This window comes from Rhizobium sp. R634 (genome assembly GCF_002211305.1).
GTDB lineage: Bacteria > Pseudomonadota > Alphaproteobacteria > Rhizobiales > Rhizobiaceae > Rhizobium.
The window spans coordinates 454,597-472,339 of sequence record NZ_LOKW01000012.1 but is presented as its reverse complement, the minus strand read 5'-3'; the positions used below and the strand labels follow the sequence as shown (position 1 = coordinate 472,339).

Annotated in this window: 16 protein-coding genes; 7 read left to right on the top strand and 9 right to left on the bottom strand. The window is 62.8% G+C overall.

The features are described from left to right. Positions 1–40: 40 nt before the first annotated feature. On the bottom strand, positions 41–2,380 hold the full coding sequence (locus tag ATY77_RS16430; protein ID WP_088688143.1) for a glucose/quinate/shikimate family membrane-bound PQQ-dependent dehydrogenase: 2,340 nt from the start codon (positions 2,378–2,380) through the stop codon (positions 41–43). Between the two features lie 142 nt (positions 2,381–2,522). Continuing rightward, positions 2,523–4,025 carry a protein adenylyltransferase SelO gene (locus ATY77_RS16425; RefSeq protein WP_088688142.1) on the bottom strand — a complete coding sequence of 501 codons (1,503 nt, stop codon included), beginning with the start codon at positions 4,023–4,025 and terminating at the stop codon, positions 2,523–2,525. Between the two features lie 255 nt (positions 4,026–4,280). Between ATY77_RS16425 and ATY77_RS16420 the strand changes: the two genes are divergently transcribed. Next, the gene (locus tag ATY77_RS16420) at positions 4,281–5,735 is read left to right on the top strand and encodes an MFS transporter (protein WP_088688141.1); all 1,455 of its coding nucleotides are present in this window, start codon (positions 4,281–4,283) and stop codon (positions 5,733–5,735) included. Positions 5,736–5,752: 17 nt separating this feature from the next. Here the strand turns inward: ATY77_RS16420 and ATY77_RS16415 are convergent, their stop codons facing one another. Further along, positions 5,753–5,977 carry a hypothetical protein gene (locus ATY77_RS16415; protein ID WP_088688140.1) on the bottom strand — a complete coding sequence of 75 codons (225 nt, stop codon included), beginning with the start codon at positions 5,975–5,977 and terminating at the stop codon, positions 5,753–5,755. Between the two features lie 22 nt (positions 5,978–5,999). Continuing rightward, on the bottom strand, positions 6,000–6,947 hold the full coding sequence (locus ATY77_RS16410; protein ID WP_088688139.1) for a homocysteine S-methyltransferase family protein: 948 nt from the start codon (positions 6,945–6,947) through the stop codon (positions 6,000–6,002). A gap of 216 nt (positions 6,948–7,163) precedes the next feature. On the opposite strand from ATY77_RS16410, the gene ATY77_RS16405 reads away from it, so the two are divergent. Then, on the top strand, positions 7,164–7,841 hold the full coding sequence (locus ATY77_RS16405) for a TetR/AcrR family transcriptional regulator (RefSeq protein WP_088688138.1): 678 nt from the start codon (positions 7,164–7,166) through the stop codon (positions 7,839–7,841). Here ATY77_RS16405 and ATY77_RS16400 read toward each other — a convergent pair. Together ATY77_RS16400 and ATY77_RS16395 are read right to left on the bottom strand one after the other, a co-directional pair. After that, complete coding sequence (locus ATY77_RS16400) at positions 7,838–8,359, bottom strand: DUF1697 domain-containing protein (protein ID WP_088688137.1); 522 nt, start codon at positions 8,357–8,359, stop codon at positions 7,838–7,840. The two genes, ATY77_RS16405 and ATY77_RS16400, sit on opposite strands and share 4 nt — an antisense overlap. Positions 8,360–8,404: 45 nt before the next feature. Continuing rightward, entirely contained in the window at positions 8,405–10,513 is a 2,109-nt protein-coding gene (locus ATY77_RS16395) for a S9 family peptidase (RefSeq protein WP_088688136.1), read from the bottom strand. 252 nt (positions 10,514–10,765) lie between these two features. Here ATY77_RS16395 and ATY77_RS16390 point away from each other — a divergent pair, with 252 nt between their 5' ends. Together ATY77_RS16390 and ATY77_RS16385 are read left to right on the top strand one after the other, a co-directional pair. Then, positions 10,766–11,155 (top strand): DUF930 domain-containing protein, encoded by a 390-nt coding sequence (locus ATY77_RS16390; RefSeq protein WP_088674454.1) that lies wholly within the window; start codon positions 10,766–10,768, stop codon positions 11,153–11,155. Positions 11,156–11,252: 97 nt separating this feature from the next. Further along, a complete protein-coding gene (locus ATY77_RS16385) occupies positions 11,253–12,050 on the top strand; it encodes a polysaccharide deacetylase family protein (protein WP_088688135.1) in 798 nt (265 codons plus the stop codon). 44 nt (positions 12,051–12,094) lie between these two features. Here the strand turns inward: ATY77_RS16385 and ATY77_RS16380 are convergent, their stop codons facing one another. The 3 genes from ATY77_RS16380 to ATY77_RS16370 all read right to left on the bottom strand — a co-directional run bounded on the left by ATY77_RS16380 (position 12,095) and on the right by ATY77_RS16370 (position 15,576). Further along, on the bottom strand, positions 12,095–13,387 hold the full coding sequence (locus ATY77_RS16380; RefSeq protein WP_088688134.1) for an FAD-dependent oxidoreductase: 1,293 nt from the start codon (positions 13,385–13,387) through the stop codon (positions 12,095–12,097). An 18-nt stretch (positions 13,388–13,405) separates the two neighbouring features. Then, on the bottom strand, positions 13,406–14,572 hold the full coding sequence (locus ATY77_RS16375) for an AI-2E family transporter (protein ID WP_088688133.1): 1,167 nt from the start codon (positions 14,570–14,572) through the stop codon (positions 13,406–13,408). A 143-nt stretch (positions 14,573–14,715) separates the two neighbouring features. Then, a complete protein-coding gene (locus tag ATY77_RS16370; RefSeq protein ID WP_088688132.1) occupies positions 14,716–15,576 on the bottom strand; it encodes a VOC family protein in 861 nt (286 codons plus the stop codon). Between the two features lie 294 nt (positions 15,577–15,870). Between ATY77_RS16370 and ATY77_RS16365 the strand changes: the two genes are divergently transcribed. The 3 genes from ATY77_RS16365 to ATY77_RS16355 all read left to right on the top strand — a co-directional run bounded on the left by ATY77_RS16365 (position 15,871) and on the right by ATY77_RS16355 (position 17,727). Next, positions 15,871–16,290, top strand: coding sequence for a universal stress protein (locus ATY77_RS16365; protein WP_088674459.1), 420 nt, complete (start codon positions 15,871–15,873; stop codon positions 16,288–16,290). Between the two features lie 172 nt (positions 16,291–16,462). Next, positions 16,463–17,131 (top strand): hemolysin III family protein, encoded by a 669-nt coding sequence (locus tag ATY77_RS16360; protein ID WP_088688131.1) that lies wholly within the window; start codon positions 16,463–16,465, stop codon positions 17,129–17,131. An 80-nt stretch (positions 17,132–17,211) separates the two neighbouring features. Continuing rightward, positions 17,212–17,727: a GNAT family N-acetyltransferase gene (locus tag ATY77_RS16355; RefSeq protein ID WP_088688130.1), complete on the top strand. Its 516-nt coding sequence runs from the start codon at positions 17,212–17,214 to the stop codon at positions 17,725–17,727. The last annotated feature ends 16 nt before the right edge of the window (positions 17,728–17,743 follow it).

Genomic DNA, 17,743 nt, shown 5'->3' with positions numbered 1-17,743 from the left:
CATGGCGCGGCAACCCTGCCTAGAACTTGTGGGATGCCTTTCAAGGAAGCGTATAGGCGATCACATAATCGCCGGGCTTCGTGCCGACCGACCCGTGGCCGCCGGCGACCATGACGACATATTGCTTGTTGTCATCGGTCGTATAGGTCATCGGCGTCGCCTGGCCGCCGGCGGGAAGCCGTGCTTCCCAGAGCTGCCGGCCATTCGTCACATCGTAAGCGCGCAGGTAATTATCGACCGCGGCTCCGAGGAAGGCGACGCCGCCCTTGGTCAGCATCGGCCCGCCGATGCCGGGCACGCCGACTTTGAAGGGCAGGGGCAATGGCGTCATGTCGCGCACGGTGCCGTTCTTGTGCATATAGGCGATCTTGCCGGTGCGCAGGTCGACGCCGGCGACATAGCCCCATGGCGGCGCCTGGCAGGGGATCTTGAGCAGCCCGAGGAACGGCCCCATGAAGACGCCGTAGGGTGCGCCGTCATTGCGGTTGAGCCCCTGTTCGCTGCCCTTCTCGTCCTGGCCCTTGGGCGGGATCTCGGCGGCGGGCACCAGGCGGGAGGTGAAGGCGAGGTAGGTCGGCATGCCGAACATGATCTGCCGCTCCGGATCGACCGCGACGCTGCCCCAGTTGAAGGTGCCGAAATTGCCGGGAAAGACGATGGTCCCTTCAAGCGAAGGCGGCGTGTAGCGGCCCTCGTAACGGTAACGATGGAAATCGATGCGGCAGGCGAGCTGATCGAACAGCGACACGCCCCACATGTCCTTCTCCTTGAGCGGCTCGGGCGAGAAGGTCAGATCCGAGATCGGCTGCGTCGGCGAAGTATGATCGCCGGAGATCGCTCCGCCGGGTGCTGCGATTTCCTTGACCGGAATGATCGGCTCGCCGGTGCGCCGGTCAAGCACATAAATATCGCCCTGCTTGGTCGGGCCGACGAGGGCGGGGACGACGGTGCCGTCCTGCTTCGTCAGGTCGATGAGCGCCGGCTGGGCCGGAACGTCCATGTCCCAGAGATCGTGATGCACTGTCTGGCGCACCCAGCGCAGCTGACCGGTGGCGATATCGAGCGCGACGATCGAGGACGAGAACTTCTCGACATTTTCGCTGCGGTTGATCCCGAGCTGGTCGGGCACCTGGTTGCCGAGCGGGATGTAGACCATGCCGAGGCTCTCGTCGACGCTGAGGACCGACCAGCTGTTCGGCGAGTTGGTCGTATAGGTTTGGCCCTCGGCAAGCGGCGTCGTCACATCAGGATTGCCGGAATCCCAGTTCCAGATCAGCGCGCCGCTATTGATATCGAAGGCGCGTATGACGCCGGACTGCTCCTCAGTCGAATAATTGTCGTTCACCGCCCCGCCGATGACGATCTTGCCGGCCACCGCGACCGGCGGCGAGGTGGAATAATAATAGCCGGCCGGATTGTAGCGCATGCCGGCTTCGAGATGCAGCACCCCTTGGTCGGCAAAGCCGGTGCAGACCTTCCCGTCCGCCGCATCGAGGGCGATCAGCCGGGCGTCGGAGGTCGGCAGATAGATGCGCTCGGCGCAGGGCTGGCCGGGTGTGGCCGCAGGATCGGCATAGTAGGTGACCCCGCGGCAGGTCTGGTGCTGCCGGTTGGGGTTCATCCCGGAATTGGAATCATATTTCCATTTCTCCTTGCCGGTCTTGGCATCGAGCGCGATGGCCCAGTTGTGCGGCGTGCAGAGATAGAGCGTGTCCTTCACCTTGAGCGGCGTCACCTGATAAGTGGTCTCGCTGATATCCTCCGGCCGCTTGACGTCGCCGGTCTGGTATCGCCACGCCTCCTTGAGGGTTGAGACGTTACCGACGTTGATCTGGTCGAGCGGCGAATAGCGTTGACCAAAGGGCGTGCGGCCATACTGATGCCATTCGCCATCGGGCACGCTGCCGCCGAAGCCGGGATTGGTCGCGACCTGATCCTTCGGCAGTTCGCCGGCAAGATCGTGGGGGTCTGTCGTCATCGAATAGAGAGCGACGAGGATGGCGAGGATCACGGGCAGGGCGAGCGGCCAGGGATTGGCGCCATAGGTGATGCCCGTCGGGCTGCGAAAGCCGAGGGGCCGGCGGATCCATGGTGTCAGCAGCCAGATCCCGAGCAGAATGATCACACCGCCGCGCGGACCAAGCTGCCACCAGTCGAAACCGACCTCCCACACCGCCCAGGCAAGCGCTGCGACCACGAGCACCGCATAGACCCACAGCGCCACCGCCTTGCGCATCAGCAGCAGTCCGGCAGTGATGAGGAACATCAGGCCTGCGAACAGATAAAAGAAGCTGCCGCCGAGCGTGACGAGCCAGAGCCCGCCGCCACCGAGCGTGAGCCCGATGATGATGAAGAAGATCGAGGTGATGACGATCGCCATATGGCTGTCTCCCGAAAGGTTTAGCCGGGGTGAGGGATCGGCGGAAAAGCACCGCCGATCAGCCAGATAGCGCGAGAGAAATGCCTTTCAACGGCTGCATTTGCCGCAGGCGGATGTCACGGTACGGTTGTATTGGAGCGACTCACGTCCCGCAGAAGGTCGCAAGCACCCGTTCGTGCGGTTTTGGCGGTTCGCCATAGGCGGCGAAATCCGGCTGGTCGTCATACGGCTTGGCGAGGACTTTGAGCAGCGCCTCGAACAGCGAGAAATCGCCGCTTTCGACCGCAGCCTCGATCGCCTGTTCGACCCGGTGATTGCGCGGGATGAAGGCCGGATTGACGCTGCGCATCGCGGCGGCGCGCTCAGTCGCCGTTTGCGGGTCGCGTGACAGCCTCTCCCGCCACCGCGCCAGCCATTCGCCGGAGGTTTCCGGCTCCCGGAAGCTTGCCGCAAACGCGGGTTCAGCGGCGTCATCACCCGCGAGATCCGACAGCCGTCGGAAGGTCAGCGTGAAATCCGCTGCTTGCGCCTGCATCAGTGCCAGCAGCGCCTGCACCAGTTCGAGATCGCCGTCCTCTTCGCCGGCAAGCCCGATCTTTGCGCGCATACCCTTCAGCCAATGCGCCTGAAACCGCTCGCCATAGGCACGGATCACGGCATTCGCCTTATCGACCGCGCCGCCCTGGTCGGCATCGATCAGCGCCAGCAGCGTTTCGCCGAGCCTTGCGAGGTTCCATTGGCCGATTGCGGGCTGATTGGCATAGGCATAGCGCCCATGCTGGTCGATCGACGAGAAGACGGTGGCGGGATTGTAGGTGTCCATGAAGGCGCAGGGGCCGAAATCGATCGTCTCGCCGGAGACGGTCATATTGTCGGTGTTCATGACGCCATGGATGAAGCCGACATGCAGCCAGCGGGCAATCAACGCCGCCTGACGCTCCGAGACGGCTTCGAACAGCGCGAGATAGGGGTTTTCCGCTTCCTTCAGTTCTGGATAATGCCGATCGATCACATAGTCGGCCAGAGCGCGCACGCCGTCGGTATCGCCTCGTGCCGCAAAGAACTGGAAGGTGCCGACCCTGATATGGCTTGCCGCCACGCGGGTGAAGACGGCGCCCGGCAGGACCTCTTCGCGATAGACCGGCTCGCCCGTCGTCACGGCCGCCAGAGCCCGCGTTGCCGGAATACCGAGCGCAAACATTGCCTCGCTGATGATATATTCCCGCAGCACCGGCCCGAGCGCTGCCCGCCCATCGCCGCGGCGGGAAAACGGCGTCTGCCCGGCGCCCTTCAGCTGAATATCGTAGCGCCTGCCGTTGCGGTCGACGACCTCGCCGAGCAGGATCGCTCGCCCGTCGCCGAGCACCGGCGAAAAGCCGCCGAACTGGTGCCCCGCATAAGCCATGGCCAGCGGCTCGGCTCCTTCGGGAATGAGATTGCCGGAGAAGATCGCCGCCCCGTCGCGGCGCAATGCTTCGACGTTGAGCCCGAGCTCTTCCGCGAGCGGCTCATTGAGCTTGATCAGCCAGGGTTCGGTAACCGGCGTCGGCGTTTGCGGCGCAAAGAAGCGCTGGGGCAGGCCGGCATAGCTGTTGTCGAACGGAAAGGCCGCGCCGGGCCGGTTTTTCTCAAGGGCGGAGGTCATGGTTCATAGGTAGGGCCGGGGTGGCTGCGGTGCAAGCCGGTTCTGCCCGAGGGGAAACCTTCACGAAGATCGGGCCGATGCAAGGAATCGTGATCTGCCTTTCCCTCTCGTCAAAGCTGCTTTGCCATAAAGGACATAGCGCCGCCACGATCGCAGGCGTATAGCAGATCGTCTCCCTTTGGCCTTGCGCCATGTCATCCCCGCGGCCTTGCTGCCTTCTGTGCTCCGCCGCGCCACCGCGAGTGATCCCGGACGATGTCGGATCAGATTTACCAGGCGCCGATGGTTCGGCGCGCCGCGCCCAATTTCCGGGTGATCGCGATGATTATCGCGAGCGCGATGCTGATGGAAAACATCGACGCCACAGTGCTGGCGACCGCGCTGCCCACCATGGCGCGCGATTTCGGGGTCAGCGCCCCGGCGATGTCGATCGCGCTGACCTCCTATCTCCTCAGTCTTGCGATCTTCATTCCGGCAAGCGGCCGGATGGCCGACAGTTTCGGCTCGCGAACCGTTTTCCGCGCGGCCATCGCGGTCTTCGTCGCCGGCTCCGTCCTCTGTGCGCTCGCGCCGACGCTGTCGTTCCTGGTGCTGGCGCGGCTGCTTCAGGGCTTGGGCGGCGCGATGATGATGCCGGTCGGGCGCCTCGTGCTGATGCGCAGCGTCGCCCGCAAGGATATGGTCAGCGCCATGTCCTGGCTGCTCGTGCCGGCCTTGATCGGTCCCATCATCGGGCCGCCGCTCGGCGGCTTCATCGTGACCTATCTCGACTGGCGCTGGATCTTCTACATCAACGTGCCGATCGGCATCATCGGCATGATCTTCGTCTCGATCTATATCGAAGAGGTGAAGGGCAAGGCGAGCGGCCCGTTCGATACGATCGGCTTCATCCTGTCGGGCATCTCGCTCGGTTCTCTGCTCTTCGGCTTCGAAATGTCGAGCCATGAAGGCGAGGCCGCCTTCTCGATCTTCCTCATCGCTCTCGGCCTGATCTTCGGTATCGGCTACCTCAGACATGCCCGAAAGCACCCGTCGCCGATCATGGATTTCTCGCTGATGAAGGTGCCGAGCTTCGGCACCTCGGTCATCGCCGGTTCGCTGACGCGCATCACCCAGGGCGCGCAGCCCTTCCTGCTGCCTCTGCTCTTCCAGATCGGCTTCGGGCTGTCGGCCGCCGCGGCCGGCCAGATCGTCATCGCAACCGCGCTTGGCGCTCTCGCCATGAAGCCGATGGCGAAATTCGTCTTCAGCAGATTGGGTTTCCGCCGCAGCCTGGTCCTCAACGGCATTCTCGGCACCGCCGGTTATGGCCTCTGCGCCGCCTTCCGGCCGGACTGGCCGATGCCGCTCATCTTCGTAGTCCTGGTGCTCAGCGCCTTCTTCCTGTCGTTCCAGTTCACGGCCTACAACACCATCGCCTATGACGAGATCGACAAGGAGGGGATGAGCTCGGCGACGAGCTTCTACACGACCTTCCAGCAGCTCATGCTGTCGCTCGGCATCTGCATCGGGGCCTTGGCGCTGCACGGCTCCATGGCCTTGTCAGGTGCGCAAACGCCGTCGCTCGACGATTTCTCCGCCGCCTTTGCCGTCGTCACCATCATTTCGATCACCGCGACCGTCTGGAACCTGCGCTTCTCGCCGACCGCCGGCGAGGAGATCAGCGGCTACAAGGCCAAACGGACGAAAGGCGCCGCCGCCGAAGGCTGACGCCGCCCTTCCTCTCGTCAGAAGCCGACAGGCCCCCGCGGCGGCTTGCGTCGCAATCGCCTGCCCTCATGCCGGTCGGCCTCGAGCCCGTAGGCGGCCGGCCCGCCGAAGGCCGCAAGATCGATATCCCGCAACGCGACCTCCACCATCGCCTCGGGCTCGGCGCGTCCGCGCTGCCCCGTGATCGCAAGCCACAGACCGCGCCAGCCTCGCCGGCGCGCCATCGCCCCCACTATCGTCATCGTCCCGTCCTCCCTTTTGGGCTCATGCCACCTGCGGCAGGCACGCCTCGCAGATCGCCGCGACGTGGCGATGGTCGGTGCCGCAGCAGCCGCCGAGCACCCGCAGTTCGGGCATGCGATCGAGAAGCTTGCGGTATCGCCGTCCGAGATCTTCGGGATCGCCGGCATCGAGCGTCTCGCTGTTATCGAGCTGCTCGTGGCTCATGGTCGAGGCATTGGCGCGGATGCCGGAAATGCGCTTCACCCATGGGCTGCCATGATCGAGTGCCGTCTCGAAATGCGTCGGATGCGCGCAGTTGATCATGTAGTAGACCGGTGCTCCGCCGGTTGCCATGTCGGTCGTCTCGATGGCGTCCTGAATGCTGCGACCCGTCACCAGCCTGCCGTCCGTCTCCAGCGTGAAGGAGATGGCGCAGGGCATGGCGAACGACTTCGCCGCGCGCGCCACGCCGATCGCCTCGTCGATATTCGTCAGCGTGAAGGCGCTCACCATATCCGCTTCGGTGCCGGCGAAGGCCTCGATCTGGAAGGCGTGGTAATCCTCCGCTTCGTTGGCGCTCATCATGCCCGCCTTGTAGCCGTCGCCGCGCGGGCCGATCGCGCCGCTGATGACGATCGGCTGCCCCGGCTGCTCATAGCTGCTGCGCAAGCCGGCCAGCAATTCGACGGCTTCTTCGTTTGCCGCCTTCAGCGCTTCGCTGGTGTAACCGAGCTTTCGCCCCCAATCGGGATTGGCCCGCCATGTGGCCGTGTCGAGCACGAAGCCCGTGCCGTGCCGCCGTGCGATATCGAGATAGCGGCGATAGTAATTCCGCGTGCGGTTCCGGCCGTCTTCGGAAGCCAGCAATACGAAAGCGGCGAAATGCGGAAGCGCGATCCCTTCCTGGAAGATCATCGTCGTTTCCATGCCACCATCGGTCAGGAAGGTGTCGCCTTTGAGTTGCGGCAAATCATGTCTGTACTTTGCCATTGTTGTGGTCTCTCCCGGCGCCTGAAATGGCGGCCGTCGATGAGTAATGTTCTGCCGCTTAATCGGCTGCCAAACTAGGCGACTTGCGGTATACTGGCGGAAGTTTCGATTTTAGCGGATTGAAATCAATCGCTTGGCATCAGCCGATGCTCCGCGAGCCCAAGCGGGTGCGAACCTTCGGCGTTCGAAACTGTACCGCCGGTACAGGAGGGGGAGATGCGAAAGGGAGAGGAAACGCGGACCCGCATTCTCGATGTGGCCGAAGCGGCGGTATTGCAGAAGGGTTTCGGCGGCACCTCCATCGAGGAGCTGATCGCCGAGACCGGCATCACCAAGAGCGGTTTCTTCTATCACTTCAAGGATAAGAACGAGCTCGCCAAGGCGCTGCTCAATCGCTACATCGAAAACGACGAGCGCATTTATGACGAGATATTCAGCCGCGCGCGCGACCTCATGGACGATCCGCTGCAATCCTTCCTGCTCGGCCTGAAGCTGCTTTCCGAACTTCTCTCCGACCTGCCCAACGGCCATCCCGGCTGCCTCGTGGCGACCGTCTGCTATTATGAGCGGCTGTTCGACCGGGAGATACAGGAGACCAACCGGAATGCGGTGCTTGCCTGGCGTCGCCGCTTCGGCCGCATGCTGAGAGAAATCATGGAAGTCTATCCGCCGCGCGAACCTGTCGATGTCGATCAGCTCGCCGATATGGTTTCCTCGGTCCTCGAAGGCGGCATCGTCCTGTCGAAGACGCTGAAGGAACCGAACACGCTGGCCGAGCAGGTGCTGATGCTGCGGACTTTCGTGCGCCTGCTCTTTCTGCCGGCTGTCGAACAGCCGCTTGCCGTCGTCAGACAACACCAGGTCTTTGGCGCCGCCGCTGGCGGCCAGCCTTAGCCGGCCTCGATGTCGGCCGCCATTTCGGCGAGCTTGCGCACGGTGTTGAGGTTGCGGGACGTTCCGGGCTTCAGCGCCGGCAGCTTCAGCTTCGACCGGCCGGAGCCATTGGGATAGTGCACATAGATTTCCCGCCCGGCGAGCTTCGCTTCCTCGCCGTCGGGCGCCACCATCTTCTCCAGCGCATCGCCGGGCGCCTTTTCGGGCAGAAAGTAGACGAGCAGGAAGTTCGGCTTGGCGTCGGGGAAGGGGGCGCTGGCGACGATGTCGCTGAGTTCCTTGCAGGTCCTTACCATCACGCCCGGCCGCTTGCCCATCTTTTGCCCGAGTGCTTCGTCGAGCTTCTCCTCGACCGCTTTTTCGGATTCATCCGCGCGGAAAAGCACGTTGCCGCTCTGGATGTAGGTCTTCACATCCGTAAAGCCGAGGCCTTCGCAGATCGTCTTCAGCTCGGCCATCGGCAGCGAACCGGTGCCGCCGACGTTCACGGCGCGGAGGAGGGCGATGTAGACGGGCATTTTTCTCTCTCTTAGGGGTGTGCCGTATGGCCTCCCCTAAAGATTTCACATCTTCCCCGCCACCTTGATCGCGAATGCATATTCGAACGCGATTTCCTCCAGCCGCTGGAAGCGGCCGGAGGCGCCGCCGTGGCCGGCGTCCATGTTCGTCTTGAGCAGGATCGGAGCGCTGCCGGTCGTCTTGTCGCGCAGCTTCGCCACCCATTTGGCGGGTTCCCAATAGGTGACCCGCGGGTCGGTCAAGCCGCCGAGCGCCAGGATCGGCGGGTAGGCCTTGGCGCCGACATTGTCATAGGGCGAGTAGGAGGCGATCTGCTCGTATTCTTCCTTGCTTTCGATCGGGTTGCCCCATTCCGGCCATTCCGGCGGGGTCAGCGGCAGCGTGTCGTCGAGCATGGTGTTCAGCACATCGACGAAGGGAACGGCGGCGATGAGGCCGGCGAATTTTTCCGGCGCCATGTTGGCCACGGCGCCCATCAGCATGCCGCCAGCCGATCCGCCCTCGGCGATGATCTTCGCGTAAGAGGTGAACTTCTGTTGATTCAGATAGTCGGCCGCGGCGATGAAGTCACTGAAGGTATTTGTCTTCTTCTCCATCTTGCCGTCTTCGTACCAGGCGAAGCCCTTGTCCTTGCCGCCGCGGATATGGGCGATGGCATAGACGAAGCCGCGGTCGGCAAGAGACAGGCAGTTGGTATTGAAGCCGGCCGGAATGGTGATGCCGTAGGCGCCGTAGCCGTAAAGCAGGCAGGGTGCCGAGCCGTCGAGCGGTGTATCCTTGCGATAGAGCAGGGTGACCGGCACCGTCTCGCCGTCCCATGCCGGGGCGAAAACGCGGCGGGTGACGTAGTCGTCGGGATTGTGGCCCGACGGCACCTCCTGGGTCTTCAGCAGAGTGCGTTCACGCGTCACCATGTTGTAGTCATAGAGCTGCGACGGCGTCGTCATCGAGGAATAGGAAAAGCGGATGACATCCGTGTCATATTCCGCCGCGCCCGAAAGCCCGAGCGAATAGGCTTCCTCGGCAAAGGCGATCGCATGTTCCTCGCCGGTCCGTCGGTCGCGGATCATGATCCGCGGCAGCCCGTCCTTGCGCTCCAGCCATAGGAGATGGCGGGCATAGGCCATGTGGCTGATAATAAGCGTGCCCGGCTTGTGCGGCACGACTTCGCGCCAGTTTTCCTTGCCCGGTCTGTCAACCGGCGTTTCCATGATCTTGAAATCCTTGGCGCCGCCGTCATTGGTGAGGATGTAGAAGACGTCGCCGCCCTCGGTCAGCGAATATTCGATGCCTTCCTCGCGCTGTGCCACCAGTTTCGGCTCGGCGGTGAGGTCCTTGGTCGACAGCAGCCGGTATTCGCTCGTCTCATGGTCGTGAATGTCGATGTAGATGAAATCGTCGAGCAATGAGCCGCCGACGCCCATGAAGAAGCCGGCATCCTCCTCCTCATAGACCAGCCGGTCTTCGGACTGCGGCTGGCCGAGAATATGATGAAACACCTTCGAGGGCCGGTGGTTCTCGTCGAGCGCCGAATAGAAGAAGCTCTTGCCGTCGGGCGCCCAGACGCCACCACCACCGGTATTCTCGATCCGGTCATCGAGGTCTTCCCCGGTCGAGAGGTCGCGCACCTTCAGCGTGAAGAATTCCGATCCCTTGTCGTCGTAGCCCCAGATGCCGCGGCTGTGGTCGGTCGTGTGATCGAGGCCGGCGAGACGGAAATAGGCCTTGCCGGATGCCTCCTTGTCGCCGTCGAGCAGCACGCTGCGGATCGTCTCGTCGGCGACGTTGCCGTCGCGCGGAATGCGAAAGTAACGCGGCTGTTCGCCGCCGGTCACATAAAATGTGCCGTAGGCGTAGGCGCCGTCCTTCATCGGCACGGAACTGTCGTCTTCTTTGATGCGGCCGCGCATCTCGGCAAACAGCACCTTCTGCAGCGGCTTGGTATCCTCCATCGCCGCGTTCATATAGGTGTTTTCGGCTTCGAGATGCCGGCGGATCTCCGGATCGAGGATCGACGGATCCTTGAACATCGCCTGCCAATTGTCGGCGCGCAGCCAGGCATAGTCGTCCGTTCGGGTAATGCCATGGCGCGTATTGGAGATCGGCTTTTTCGGTGCGGCGGGCGGTGTCGGCAGGCTCTTGAAGACGGACAAGGAATGGCTCCGGGTCGATAGGTCGGGATAGGAAGAGATAGAGGCGCGCCGACGCCGGATCAAGCGGCAAGGCTGCGCCAAAGGCCGAGATGACCTTCCACAGACAAGGAGGCGGCTGTGTCCGCGCTGCCTTGATGTCACCACAATGTTTAAGAAAGTCCGCTATCTCCGCGAATTTGCACGTTGCCAAGCCTCCGGCAAGCTGCCGGCGGCAGAGTGAAGATTGCATAGCAGTAAGGGATTTTCTTCGACATGCCGAAACGTCTGCTCCTGTTTGTATCCCTCGCCGGCCTCGCTGCCCCCGCCTTTGCCGTCGATCCCGCCATCAAGAAGCAGCTGGAAAAACTCGACCCCTCGACCCGCCTGGAGCAGAGCTGCGATACCGAGGCAATGAGCCGCATCAACAGCGACAGCACCGGCTTCAAGCCCGACAAGGTCATCGCCTATACATTCAAGGATCCGATCCCGGGCGACAACTCGCTGAAGGCGCCGGGCGCCGTCTTCCGCAGCAAGGGCGATTGGTATCATCTCTCCTACACCTGCATCACCGGCCCGCAGCACATCAACGTGCGCCAGCTCGACTATCAGATCGGCGAAAAGGTGCCACGCGAGAAGTGGGACAAGTATTATCTCTATGATTGATGCCTTTGTCTGCGCAGTTGCGGTGACATCCGGCCACATGGCGCCGGACGACCGCCATCGGTAGAATCCACGGATCGAAACATAGAATTCGCGCGAGATGAAACGCATCCTGCTCGCTTCGGCGCTCCTTTTGACCGTCACCGTCAACGCATTCGCGACTGACGCGCCGTCAGCATCGGCAGTGCCGCCCATGGCCGCCGTCGCTCCGACTCCAAAGACACCAAAGCTCGTCGAACCGCATCTCCATATCGCCCGCTCCAACGTTGCCGGCCATGCGCGTATCGCGTTGACCTTCGACGCCTGCATGGGGCAGGCGGACGAGCGCATCCTTTCCACCCTGGTGCGGGAGCGCATTCCGGCGACGATCTTCGTCACCGCCCGCTGGCTGAAGCGCAATCCCGCCGCGGTTGCCGTATTCCTGCAGCATCCGGATCTCTTCGAGCTCGAAAACCACGGCGAGAACCATATCCCGGCCGTCGACACGCCGGCGCTGATCTATGGCATCGCCTCGGCCGGTTCGCCGCAGGCGGTCAGGCAGGAGGTCGAAGGCGGTGCCGCCGCCATGGTCGCGGCCGGCATCCCGGCGCCCCATTGGTTTCGCGGCTCGACCGCCAAATATGATCTCTCCGCCATCGGCGAGATCCGTGCCATGGGCTATCGCATCGCCGGTTATTCGGTGAATGGTGACGGCGGCTCGCTGCTGGGGGCGGTTATCACCGAAAAGCGCATCGCCTCCGCCAAGGACGGCGATGTCGTCATCTCCCACATCAACCAGCCGACCCATGCGGCGGGCGAGGGGGTGGCGAAGGCGCTGGTCGATCTGAAGGCCAAGGGTGTCGAATTCGTGCGCCTGGAGGACGTCGAGGATACGGGCGATGAAAAGACGACGGAGTAGTTTGTATGACGTGCCGTTTACGGCACGACAGCCAATGCGACGGCTTACCTCAACTCCTCGCCAGCCCGCAGCACATCCTCTCTAAAGTTCCGCACCCCCGGTCCTTCCCGATCGAGCGCGAAATCCTCGAACCAGTCGCGATGGATCCCGGCGATCATCGCGCCGATCATCTGCGCTGCCAGATAGGAAAACGTGATGCCGTTGCCGCCATAGCCATAGGCGGCGAGCACATGCGGCATGCCGGGCACCGGGCCGATAAGCGGTAGGCCGTCAACGGTCTCGCCGAAGGTGCCGCACCAGGCATGGGCGACACGCGTATCCGCCTTCGGCCATAGGCGTTTCATCTTTTCCAGGATCGTGGCTGTTTTCGCCGGCAGCTTCCGGTCACGCGCTTCGGCATCGATCGTCTCATCGTCCTCGCCGCCGACAACGATGCGATTGTCCGGTGTCGTGCGCATGTAGAGATAGGGGTGGCTGGCTTCCCAGATCAGCGCCCTGTCACGCCACAACTGCGCCGGATTCTGGATCACGGTTGCAAGCGCCCAGCTGGAAGTCGTCCGGTGCAATTTCGGCATGTCGATGCCAGGCATCGAATAGCCCGTCGCCAGCACCGCATGCCGGGCCTCGGCGACCCGGCCATTGGCCATCTCCGCCGACACGTGATTGCCTTCGACATGAAGCGCAGTCACGGAAGCGCTGACCAGCCGCGCGCCGCGCCGGACGGCCATCGCGATCAATACCCAGGTCAGCAGCAGAGGGTCGGCCTCGGCCGAACCCGGCGAATAGATCGCGCCGTCCCGGTCGAGCTCGAATTGGGTGAAGAGATCCGGATGTTCCAGATAGACGCCGGGCAGGCCGGCCCGGCGACGAAGCTGCCGCTCCTCCATGAGATCGCGCGCGCCTTCGCGATTGGCGGCGAGGTAGAGCGTGTTGCGCGGCCGGAAGCCGCAGGCAATGCCGTTTGCCGCGATCAGCTTGGACAGGCCGGCGACCGAGGCGGCGCTGCGGCGATAGATGCCGGCGGCGCGCTCGAAACCGTAATAGGCTTCAAGCTCGCCGAGCGTGCTGTCGATTTCCCATTGGAGCATGGCCGTGCTGGCTGCGGTGCTTCCGAAGCCCGGCTCTTCCCTGTCGACGATCGCCGCGGAAAAGCCGCGCGCCGTGAGATGTTCCGCAACCAGCGCGCCGGTAATGCCGCCGCCGATGACGATGACATCTGTGGAGAAGCTCTGCTCGATCGGCTGCCACGCGGGTCTTATGCCGCTTTTCCCCCAGAGCGAACGGCCGCTTGTCATCTGGCCGTGATCGGATTCGCCAAGGTCGAGATCGGATGCCACGAGCGTCTCCCGTTCTGTCTATTTCGGCAATTGCGGCTGCGGTTTTTCCTCGATCAGCAATTCCTCGATAACAGTCATGACGATCAGCGAAAGCGGCAGCGCCAGCATCGCGCCGACCGCGCCCCACATCCACGTCCAGAACAGGATGGCGAGGAAGACGATGAAGGGATTGATTTCCAGCCGCCGTCCCATCACCGCCGGGAAGATCAGGTTCTCCATGACGAGATGCACGGTGAAGAAGGCAACTGCCGGCATCAGGCCGACGACGAGGCCGTCATGCGTCAGGATGCCGGCGATCGCGACAGAAAGCGTCATCAGCGTGATGCCGAGATAGGGGATGAAGCTCGACACGAAGGCGAAGAAGCCCCAGAGCACCGGTGCGGCCAGCCCACCCGCATAGGCGATGACTGTCATGACGACGCCGAGCCCGACATAGATCAGCGAGGCCGTGGCAAAATAGAAGCCGAGCACCTGCTCGACCGCATTGATGACGCGGATCGCAGCCAGACGCTGCGTGCGGGTGCGGAAGGTCATGATGACCGTCTTGCGCAGGTTCACTCGGCTGGCGAGGAAGAGCAGCAGGGCTGCGAAGAAAATCAGCCCCTGGACCAGCGCCGGCGTCAGGTTTGTTGTCACCACGTGCAGCACGTTACCGGTGTTTTCGAGCAGCGCGCCGATCGACATCGGCCCGCTTTCGAATGTCGCCGGCGTGATATGCAGCCACTCGATGCGTTCGAGATAGGGCATGATGCGGTTGATGCTTCGCTCGATGAAAGCCGGAGCCTCGTTGACAAGCACCATCAGCGGGTCGGCGAGCGAGTTGACCAGCAGGAAGATCACCAGCGCCACGGCACTCGACAGGAGGACGGCATTGGCCAGCCGCGGCACGCCCATCTTGCTCAGATTTTCCGCAACCATGCCAAGGATCATACCGACGACGACGGCAAGCGTGATGGGGATGAGGATCAGCGACATCATATAGACGGCGGCGAGGCCGAGTATGGCGAAGATGCCGATGATCGCCCAGGCCATGCTGATATCGAGCCCGTCCTTCTCCAGCCGATGGAGCGGCGGAGGCGGCAGCTCTTCCGCCGCTTCCCGCAGCGTTTGCGCCCAGGCGCTGGTGCGGCGTTCGCCGATCACGATCTTCTTTGCTTGTTTGCGAATGCCGTTGGCGATGCCCATGCGGAGGAGGTCCCCGAAGCCCCATTGCTTCGCGACGGAAACGCACTGGCGCGGTTCCGGTTCCCTTGGGACCTAGCGACTTGGAAGAGACCGTCCGATAAGGCGTCACCAGGGCGGTTTCGCGCGCATCGCCCGGCGGAAAATTACGCCGAAAGCGTCAGGCCGATGCCCCACGGATCCTTCAGAAAGACGCCGCCGTCGCGCTTCTCGCTCTTGATTTCGAGGTCGTCGAGCTTGGCGACGGCCGTGCTCAGCGTTTCGGCGTCGTTAAAACGGATCGTATAGTCGGAGAGCCCGGTCATATTCTCGGCGCGCGCGGCAGCGCCCCGGCTGTTCCAGATATTGGCGCCGAGATGGTGATGGTAGCCGCCGCTCGCGAAGAAGCTGGCGCCGGGATAACGCGCCATCAGCTTGAGGCCGAGCACGTCGCGGTAAAAGGCGTCGGCCTGGGGGATGTCGCCGACCTGTAGATGCAGGTGGCCGATCGCCGTCCCGTCAGCCATCCCGCCCCAGCGGTCTTCGGGGGAGCTGTCATAGAGCGCCTGCAGGTCGAGTCGCTGCGTCGCCATCTGCACCATGCCGTCCGGCTGGAACTTCCATTGCTCGTGCGGCCTGTCGGCATAGATCTCGATGCCGTTGCCTTCGGGATCGGAGAGATAGATCGCCTCGCTGACCAGGTGGTCCGAAGCGCCGTCGAGCACGACATTGTTGTGAGCGGCATGGCGCAGCCAGCGCGCCAGTTCGGTGCGGTCGGGCATCAGGAAGGCGGTGTGGAAAAGGCCGGCGGCATTGCGCGGCGCGACGCGGGCATTGCTGGCTGTCGTCAGCGTCAGCAATGGCAGATCGCCCGCACCCAGCACTTCGCCGCTTGCCGTCTTCTCGATAACCTTCAGACCGAGCATCGATTGATAGAAGCCGGAAACGAGACCGAGATCGGTGACGATGAGATGCGAACGGTCGATATAGGCGGGCCGCGTCAGCGCATAGGAAGTTTCGGTTGTCACGGATTGTTCTCCTGCCTCTGAATTGGCCCTTGAAAGGGAAGGTGTACCGACGGTGGCGCCAAGGATGCCGCCTGTGGCAAGTCCGAGAAAGTTTCGCCGGTTCATCGCCTCTGATGTCCTCTCGGCTGCTGTACTTGATCGCTATATGGCGGATTCCGATTGTTCACAGAAGATCTGTTTTTGAGGATGAAGCGTTGAGCAGACGTTGACGATCTCTTGCGTCCACTTGATCGCGGTCAATGCGCTCATATCTTCTTTCAAGGAACTTACGCATGCATCGTCATGGAGGGCAGCATGTATAGGAAAATCATAGTAGCGATCGCGCTCGGCGGCATCGACAAGGGTGAATTAATCCTGCGCAAGGCGGCGTCCCTGCTGGACGAGGGCGGTGAGATCGTCACGCTCAACGTCATCGAGGACGTGCCGACCTATGTCGCGGTCGAGCTGCCGGCCAATATCGTCGAGGACGCGATGAAGGAGGGCCGCGACAAGTTGGGAGCCTTGGTCGCCCGAACCGGCATTCCGGCAACGATCGAGATCCGCAACGGGCCACCCGCCAAAGCCATCATCTCGACCGCCGAAAGCCTGGGCGCCGACCTCATTATCGTCGCTTCGCACATCCCGGACTTTTCCAACTACTTCATCGGCGCCACGGCCGACCGCGTCGTGCGCCATGCCAAATGCTCGGTGCTGGTCGACCGGCAGAAGGTTTGATGTCGCGCAGTTGGTTTTTCGGACTGCCGCCGGTTTCATGCCGGCCCGCTGTCGAAGGCGCGCCGGCTTGCGGCCTGTCACGAAGATTTACCGCCCGCGCGGTTCGCCGCAGTTGCGCCTCTCACCGTTCGATGAGACGATCTCCATCGAATTGTGAGACGGATGGGCGTGCATGGGCGAGTTCAACGGCATTCGCTGGGCTTACGATAGATATGAACTGATCGCCGACGGTATCGTCCACTGCGTCGGCCTCGTGCTGGCGCTCATTGGCGCGACCGCGCTGATCTTCTACGCGACCGTCTGGAGCTCCCAAGGTGCGCTCGCCGCTGCCTGGATCTACAGCGTCGGGCTGGTGCTGACGCTTGCCATTTCCTTTTCCTACAATGCCTGGCCTGTCTCGCGCACGAAATGGTATCTGCGCCGTCTCGATCATTCGGCGATCTTCATCCTGATCGCCGCCACCTATACGCCGTTCCTCGAACGCGGGGCGGACGATCCGCTGCTGATGTTCATGCTGGTGGCGATCTGGCTCTTCGCCGCCGCCGGCATCTTCGTCAAATGCGTCTTTCCCGGGCGCTATGACCGTCTCGCCATTCTGCTCTATCTCGCCATGGGCTGGAGCGGCGTGCTGGTTGCCGAGCCGGTGGCTTCGCGCATTCCCTTCGCCTCGATGTTGCTGATCGTTATCGGCGGCATCATCTATTCCCTCGGCGTCGTCTTCCATGTCTGGGAGAAACTGCGCTTCCAGAACGCCATCTGGCATGGCTTTGTCGTGACCGCAGCGGCGGTGCATTATTCGGCGGTCTTCACCTGTTTCAGCTCCCCCGCACCTGGTCTCTGAGCTCGTTTTTCACATCCGACGTTTACATCTTTCGAGGCGGGGCGTATGCCGCCTTCGCAGACAATACGAGCCGGGCAATCATGACAGACGCCGTCCTCCTCCGCGACGCCACGGAAGCCGACCTATCCGCTATCCGCGATATCTACAATCACGCCGTCGAGCACACGACGGCGATCTGGAACGATACGCTGGTCGATCTCGACAACCGGCTGGAATGGTTTGCGGCGCGTAAAGCGCGCGCCTTTCCCGTCATCGTCGCGGAAATGTCGGGCAAGGTCGCGGGCTATGCCTCCTATGGCGACTGGCGCGCCTTCGACGGCTACCGCCACACGGTCGAGCATTCCGTCTATGTCGACAAGGACTGCCGGGGTGGGGGCATCGGCGAACGCCTGATGCGGGAGCTGATCGCGCGGGCCGCCGCCGGCAATATCCATGTGATGATCGCCGGCATCGAGGCGGAAAACACGGCCTCGATCAGGCTTCACGAAAAGCTCGGTTTCCGCGTCGCCGGTAGATTTTCCGAGGTCGGCACCAAATTCGGTCGCTGGCTGGACCTCACCTGTATGGAGCTTCGCCTGCCGGTCAAGGCGGAGTAACCGCCTGCCCGGGCAA

Bases quoted from the DNA above. Each gene is read 5' to 3' on its own strand.
- ATY77_RS16430 (WP_088688143.1), bottom strand. From the start codon at position 2,380: ATGGCGATCGTCATCACCTCGATCTTCTTCATCATCATCGGGCTCACG.
- ATY77_RS16425 (WP_088688142.1), bottom strand. From the start codon at position 4,025: ATGACCTCCGCCCTTGAGAAAAACCGGCCCGGCGCGGCCTTTCCGTTC.
- ATY77_RS16420 (WP_088688141.1), top strand. From the start codon at position 4,281: ATGTCGGATCAGATTTACCAGGCGCCGATGGTTCGGCGCGCCGCGCCC.
- ATY77_RS16415 (WP_088688140.1), bottom strand. From the start codon at position 5,977: ATGACGATAGTGGGGGCGATGGCGCGCCGGCGAGGCTGGCGCGGTCTG.
- ATY77_RS16410 (WP_088688139.1), bottom strand. From the start codon at position 6,947: ATGGCAAAGTACAGACATGATTTGCCGCAACTCAAAGGCGACACCTTC.
- ATY77_RS16405 (WP_088688138.1), top strand. From the start codon at position 7,164: ATGCGAAAGGGAGAGGAAACGCGGACCCGCATTCTCGATGTGGCCGAA.
- ATY77_RS16400 (WP_088688137.1), bottom strand. From the start codon at position 8,359: ATGCCCGTCTACATCGCCCTCCTCCGCGCCGTGAACGTCGGCGGCACC.
- ATY77_RS16390 (WP_088674454.1), top strand. From the start codon at position 10,766: ATGCCGAAACGTCTGCTCCTGTTTGTATCCCTCGCCGGCCTCGCTGCC.
- ATY77_RS16385 (WP_088688135.1), top strand. From the start codon at position 11,253: ATGAAACGCATCCTGCTCGCTTCGGCGCTCCTTTTGACCGTCACCGTC.
- ATY77_RS16375 (WP_088688133.1), bottom strand. From the start codon at position 14,572: ATGGGCATCGCCAACGGCATTCGCAAACAAGCAAAGAAGATCGTGATC.
- ATY77_RS16365 (WP_088674459.1), top strand. From the start codon at position 15,871: ATGTATAGGAAAATCATAGTAGCGATCGCGCTCGGCGGCATCGACAAG.
- ATY77_RS16360 (WP_088688131.1), top strand. From the start codon at position 16,463: ATGGGCGAGTTCAACGGCATTCGCTGGGCTTACGATAGATATGAACTG.
- ATY77_RS16355 (WP_088688130.1), top strand. From the start codon at position 17,212: ATGACAGACGCCGTCCTCCTCCGCGACGCCACGGAAGCCGACCTATCC.